General features: G+C 68.7%; 5 protein-coding genes. All 5 read right to left on the reverse strand.

Features of this window, described 5'->3' with window-relative positions; all coding sequences use genetic code 11:
* Positions 1-189: 189 nt before the first annotated feature.
* The gene (gene urtE / locus GQ56_RS0138545) at positions 190-882 is read right to left on the reverse strand and encodes an urea ABC transporter ATP-binding subunit UrtE (protein ID WP_031403707.1); all 693 of its coding nucleotides are present in this window, start codon (positions 880-882) and stop codon (positions 190-192) included.
* 4 nt (positions 883-886) lie between these two features.
* Positions 887-1,744, reverse strand: coding sequence for an urea ABC transporter ATP-binding protein UrtD (urtD, locus tag GQ56_RS0138550; protein WP_031403708.1), 858 nt, complete (start codon positions 1,742-1,744; stop codon positions 887-889).
* Positions 1,741-2,925, reverse strand: a complete 1,185-nt coding sequence (gene urtC, locus GQ56_RS0138555; protein ID WP_031403709.1) for an urea ABC transporter permease subunit UrtC — start codon at positions 2,923-2,925, stop codon at positions 1,741-1,743. The genes urtD and urtC overlap by 4 nt, the downstream gene beginning before the upstream one ends.
* 1 nt (position 2,926) lies before the next feature.
* Positions 2,927-4,546: an urea ABC transporter permease subunit UrtB gene (urtB, locus tag GQ56_RS0138560; protein WP_034199868.1), complete on the reverse strand. Its 1,620-nt coding sequence runs from the start codon at positions 4,544-4,546 to the stop codon at positions 2,927-2,929.
* A 113-nt stretch (positions 4,547-4,659) separates the two neighbouring features.
* A complete protein-coding gene (gene urtA, locus GQ56_RS0138565) occupies positions 4,660-5,967 on the reverse strand; it encodes an urea ABC transporter substrate-binding protein (RefSeq protein WP_031403711.1) in 1,308 nt (435 codons plus the stop codon).
* Positions 5,968-6,098 lie beyond the last annotated feature (131 nt).

Here is a 6,098-nt window from a genome sequence, read left to right on the forward strand (position 1 = left end):
GGACAGCGGGGCATGGGAATCGGGGGCGGACATCGGCGGCGAACGGGGAACGGGTGGAACGGGCGCGAAGAACGTGGATGCTACCGGAACAATAATCCAGATGCCGCGTTCGTCGATAGCGCCGGTTTCGGCCGGGCCGTGTCCGGCCGGCCGCGAACCGGGCGCCGACGCCTGCCGCCGCGCCGCGCGTCACACCGCGATCAGCTCGCGCACGCCGTTCGTTTCCATGTCCCGCGCGTCGCCGCCCGCGACGATTTCGCCGCGGCTCATCACCCAGTAGCGATCCGCGATCGAACGCGCGAAGTCGTAATACTGTTCGACGAGCAGCACGGTCATCTTCGATTCGTCGACGAGCTGGCGCAGCGTGCGGCCGATGTCCTGGATGATCGACGGCTGGATGCCCTCGGTCGGCTCGTCGAGAATCAGCAACTGCGGCTCGCTCATCAGGGCCCGGCCGATCGCGAGCTGCTGCTGCTGGCCGCCCGACAGGTCGCCGCCGCGCCGCGCGCGCATGTCCTTCAGCACCGGAAACAGGTCGTAGATGCGGTCGGGCACTTTCGAGGGCGCCTTGCGGCTCGCCGCGCCGACGAGCAGGTTCTCCTCGACGGTGAGCCGCGGAAAGATGTCGCGGCCTTGCGGCACGTACGCGAGCCCGGCCGCGACGCGCGCATAGGGCGGCATCGCGCCGAGCGCCGTGCCGCGCCACGACACGCTGCCGCTTTTCGCGGCGACGACGCCCATCAGGCAGCGCAGCAGTGTGCTCTTGCCGACGCCGTTGCGGCCGAGCAGCACGGTGAGCTTGCCGTCGTCCGCCGCGAGGCTCACGTTGCGCAGGATATGGCTGCCGCCGTAGTACTGGTTCAGTGCATCGATCTTCAGCATCGCATCATCGTCCAAGGTAAGACTCGATCACCGCATCGTCGCGCTTGACCTGGTCGAGGGTGCCTTGCGCGAGCACCGCGCCCTCGGCCATCACCGTCACGCGGCCCTTGTCGCCCGCGAGCGCCGCGACGAATTCCATGTCGTGCTCGACGACCATCATCGAGCAGGTGCCGCGCAGCGTGTTCAGCAGCTCGGCGAGTTCCATCGTCTCGTGGTCGGTCATCCCGGCGGCCGGCTCGTCGAGCAGCAGCAGCGCGGGGCGCTGCATCAGCAGCATGCCGATCTCGAGCCGCTGCTTCTGCCCGTGCGACAGCTCGCCGGCCGCGCGGAACGCGTGGGCTTCGAGGCCGATCAGCGCGAGCGTTTCCTCGATCTTCGCCTGCGCGGCGCGGTCGAGCCGCGCGCGCAGCGACGCGAGCCAGCCCTTGTCGGTCTGCATCGCGAGCTCGAGGTTCTCCCACACCGGATGCTGCTCGAACACGGTCGGCTTCTGGAACTTGCGGCCGATGCCCGCGCGCGCGATCTCGGGTTCGTTCATCCGCGCGAGATCGAGCGTCTGGCCGAGAAACACCTTGCCCGCGTCGGGGCGCGTCTTGCCGGTGATCACGTCCATCATCGTGGTCTTGCCCGCGCCGTTCGGGCCGATCACGCAGCGCAGCTCGCCCGCGTCGATCGCGAGCGACAGCTTCTTCAGCGCGCGAAAGCCGTCGAAGCTCACCTCGATATCCTCGAGGTAGAGGATCGTGCCGTGCGACGTGTCGATGCCCGGCGGCACGACGCGCCCCATCGACGCGGTGCCGCTGACGGCCAGCAGTTCGTCCTCGGGCGGCGGCGCGAATTGGTAGAGGGGCGTTCCGTTCATGCGCGTTTCCCCTTCGAGAGCACGGTTTCGACGAGGCCCATGATCCCGCGCGGCAGCAGCAGCGGCACGAGCACGAAGATCAGGCCGAGGAAAAACAGCCAGTATTCGGCGAAGTACGCGGTAAACAGGCTCTTTGCGCCGTTCACCGCGAACGCGCCGACGATCGGCCCGATCAGCGTGCCGCGCCCGCCCACCGCGACCCAGATCGCCATCTCGATCGAGTTGCCGGGCGACATCTCGCCGGGGTTGATGATGCCGACCTGCGGCACGTACAGGGCGCCGGCAATGCCGCACAGCACGGCCGACACGGTCCACACGAACAGCTTGTACGCGAGCGGGCTGTAGCCGAGGAACATCAGCCGCGTCTCGCCGTCGCGCACCGCGGTGACGACGCGCCCGAGCTTGCTCGTGACGATCGCGCGCGCGGCGACGAACGCGAGCACGAGCGTCGCGAAGGTCAGCAGCAACAGCACCGTGCGCGTGCCGGGCGACGTGATCCCGAAGCCGGCGATGCGCTTGAAGTCGGTGAAGCCGTTGTTGCCGCCGAAGCCCGTCTCGTTGCGATAGAACAGCAGCATCGCGGCGAACGTCAGCGCCTGCGTGATGATCGACAGGTACACGCCCTTCACGCGCGAGCGGAACGTGAAGAAGCCGAACACCCACGCGAGCACGGCCGGCACCAGCACGACCAGCAGCAGCGCCCACGCGAGATGCTGCGTGCCGCTCCAGTACCACGGCAACTGGTGCCAGTCGAGGAATACCATGAAGTCGGGCAGGTCGCTGCCGTACTTGCCGTCGCGGCCGATCTCGCGCATCAGGTACATGCCGATCGCATAACCGCCGAGCGCGAAGAACAGCCCGTGGCCGAGGCTCAGGATCCCGCAGTAGCCCCACACGAGATCGAGCGCGAGCGCGGCGATCGCGTAGCACATCAGCTTGCCCGCGAGCGTCATCGCATAGGCGGACAGGTGCAGCGCGCTCGATTCGGGCACGACGAGCGCGGCGAGCGGCACGCCGATGCCGATCGCGACGCACAGCGCGACGAGCGCGAGCCACGCGCGGCGCGACAGCAGCGCGGGGCGCGGCGGCAGGCCGAGCGCGAAGCCGCCGTCCGCGCGCGGGGCGGCGGGCGCCGGCGCGTCGGCCACCGGGTTCGACAGGGAATCGGTTATCGAAGTCATCTCATGCCTCCGCGCTGCGCCCCTTCGGGGCGAACATGCCCTGCGGGCGTTTCTGGATGAACAGCACGATCATCACGAGCACCGCGATCTTCGCGAGCACGGCGCCCCAGAACGGTTCGATCGCCTTGCTCGCGAGGCCGAGCCCGAAGCCGCCGAGCACGGTGCCGGCGATCTGTCCGACGCCGCCGAGCACGACCGCCATGAACGAATCGATGATGTAGTTCTGGCCGAGGTCGGGGCCCACGTTGCCGATCTGCGACAGCGCGCAGCCGCCGAGGCCCGCGATGCCCGCGCCGAACGCGAACGCGTACGCATCGACGCGCGCGGTCTTCACGCCGACGCAGGCGGCCATCCTGCGGTTCTGCGTGACCGCGCGCACGAACAGGCCGAGCCGCGTCTTCGTCAGCACCGCCCACGCGACGAATACCACCGCGAGCGCGAAGCCGAGGATCACGAGCCGGTTGTACGGCAGGATCAGGTTCTGCATCACGGTCACGCCGCCGCTCATCCACGACGGGTTCACGACCTGCACGTTCTGCGCGCCGAACAGCATCCGGGTTGCCTGGATCAGGATCAGGCTCACGCCGAACGTCGCGAGCAGCGTTTCGAGCGGGCGGCCGTACAGGTGCCGCAGCACGAGCCGTTCGAGCACGATGCCGACGAGCGCGGCCGCCGCGAACGACACGGGCACGGCGACGAGCGGATACCAGTCGAACGCGCCGGGCGCGTAGCGCTGGATCAGCGTCTGCACGACGTAGGTGGCGTATGCGCCGATCATCAGGAATTCGCCGTGCGCCATGTTGATCACGCCGATCAGCCCGTACGTGATCGCGAGGCCGAGCGCGGCGAGCAGCAGCACGCTGCCGAGCGACAGGCCCGCGAACAGGGTGCCCGCGATCTCGCCGCGGCGCTGCAGCGTGTGCAGCGCGTCGAGCCCCCGCTGCGCGGCGTCGCGCACGCGCGCGTCGGGTTCCACATAGCTGCCGTCGGCGTTCTTCGCGACGAGCGGGCGCAACTGCTCGATCATGTCGAGGTCGCGGCGGGCGGCCACCACCTGCACGGCGTCGAGGCGCCTCGCCGGATCGGCGTCGTGCAGCGCGGCGATCGCCCACAGCGCGTCGAGGCGGCGCTTCAGCGCAGGGTCGGTTTCCTTCGCGCGGGCGCGGTCGATCATCGGCTTGAGCGCCGGGTCGGGCGATTTCAGCAGCGCGTCGATCGCGTCGCGGCGCGCGGCGACGTCGGGGGACGCGAGCGCGAGCCCGGACAGCGCGCCCGCGATCTTCGTGCGCAGCAGGTTGTTCAGCATCACCGGCTGCGCGTCGCCGGCCGGCGTCGCGGCCTGCGTGAGCGCGTCGTGCGCGGTGTCGCCGGTCTGGATCAGCAGGCGGCCGTCGCCGGTCGCGAGCGCGTCGCCGCTCGACAGCGCGTTGAGCAGCGCGACGGCGCGCGGATCGGGGTCGGTGGCGAGCCGGTCGATCGCGGCCGTTTTCGCGTCGAAGTCGTCGCCGGCGAGCGCGGCCGTGTCGGCGGCGCCCAGCGCGAAGGCGGCGCGCGGCAGCGCCCCCGCGAGGGCGGCGCACGCGACGATCGCGACGGCGGCTCGGCGTAAGCGTGTAGGCATCGGGAAATCCTGTCGGGCGTAGGGTGGGCGGATTCGTGCGGCGATGCGCCGGCGCGGGCGGTGGAGCACCGCGCGCGCGGCCGGCGCATCGCCGCCTGCAGGCGCGCGTCGCGTCAGGCGAGCGCCGCGCGCTGCCGGCGCAGGAAGGCCGGGATCGACGAGACGACGTCCGGCTTGCCCTGGTTGCCCGCGATGAACGGGCTCCACGGTTGCGCGCGCACCGCGGTCTTGGTCTTCCACACGACGTTGAACTGCCCGTCGCCGCGGATCTCGCCGATCATCACCGGCTTGTGCAGATGGTGGTTGCCGTCCATCGTCAACGTGAAGCCCGACGGCGCGGCGACGGTCTGGCCGATCATCGCGACGCGCACCTTGTCGACGTCGGTGCTCTTGGCCTTCTCGACGGCCTGCTTCCACATGTGGATGCCCACGTAGGTCGCTTCCATCGGGTCGTTGGTCACGCGCTTCGCGCCGCCCGGCAGGTTGTTCGCCTTCACCCACGCGGCGAACTGGTCCTTGAACTTCGTGTTGGTCGGGTTCTTCACCGACATGAAGTAGTTCCACGCGGCGAGGTGGCCGACGAGCGGCTTCGTGTCGATCCCGCGCAGCTCTTCCTCGCCGACCGAGAAGGCGACGACCGGCACGTCGGTCGCCTTGATCCCCTGGTTGCCGAGTTCCTTGTAGAACGGCACGTTCGAGTCGCCGTTGATCGTCGAGATCACGGTCGTCTTGCCGCCTTGCGAGAAGTTCTTGATGTTCGCGACGATGGTCTGGTAATCGCTGTGGCCGAACGGCGTGTAGACCTCCTGAATGTCGGCGTCCTTCACGCCCTTCGATTTCAGGAACGCGCGCAGGATCTTGTTGGTCGTGCGCGGATACACGTAGTCGGTGCCGAGCAGGAAGAAGCGCTTCGCGCCGCCGCCTTCCGCGCTCATCAGGTACTCGACCGCCGGAATCGCCTGCTGGTTGGGCGCCGCGCCCGTGTAGAACACGTTGCGCGACATTTCCTCGCCTTCGTACTGCACCGGGTAGTACAGCAGGCCGTTCAGCTCCTCGAACACCGGCAGCACGGACTTGCGCGACACGGACGTCCAGCAGCCGAACACGCACGCGACCTTGTCCTGCGTGAGCAACTGGCGCGCCTTCTCGGCGAACAGCGGCCAGTTCGATGCGGGATCGACCACGACGGGCTCGAGCTTGCGGCCCATCACGCCGCCGCCCTTGTTGATGTCGGCGATCGTCATCAGCGCGGTGTCCTTCAGCGACGTCTCGGAAATCGCCATCGTGCCGGACAGCGAATGCAGGATGCCGACCTTGATCGGGCCCTTGTCGACCGACTGCGCGAATGCGGAAGGTACCTTCGCTGCGACTCCCGCGATCCCCGCCGCCGACGCGATCTTCAGAAACTCACGCTTGTTCATTGATCGTCCTTAAGGATTGAAAGTTGGATATGGTCTTGGATACAAGACGCAACCAGATCAGCAACTTTCGCGCCAGCGCGACGAAATGCCCGTTGTACGGGGCGGAAGGCGGGAACGGGGCGGACGGGAGG

Origin of the sequence: Burkholderia paludis (assembly GCF_000732615.1) — a bacterium.
Classification (GTDB): domain Bacteria; phylum Pseudomonadota; class Gammaproteobacteria; order Burkholderiales; family Burkholderiaceae; genus Burkholderia; species Burkholderia paludis.

Coding starts and splice junctions, on each gene's coding strand:
- urtE (WP_031403707.1), bottom strand. CDS start 882: ATGCTGAAGATCGATGCACTGAACCAGTACTACGGCGGCAGCCATATC.
- urtD (WP_031403708.1), bottom strand. CDS start 1,744: ATGAACGGAACGCCCCTCTACCAATTCGCGCCGCCGCCCGAGGACGAA.
- urtC (WP_031403709.1), bottom strand. CDS start 2,925: ATGACTTCGATAACCGATTCCCTGTCGAACCCGGTGGCCGACGCGCCG.
- urtB (WP_034199868.1), bottom strand. CDS start 4,546: ATGCCTACACGCTTACGCCGAGCCGCCGTCGCGATCGTCGCGTGCGCC.
- urtA (WP_031403711.1), bottom strand. CDS start 5,967: ATGAACAAGCGTGAGTTTCTGAAGATCGCGTCGGCGGCGGGGATCGCG.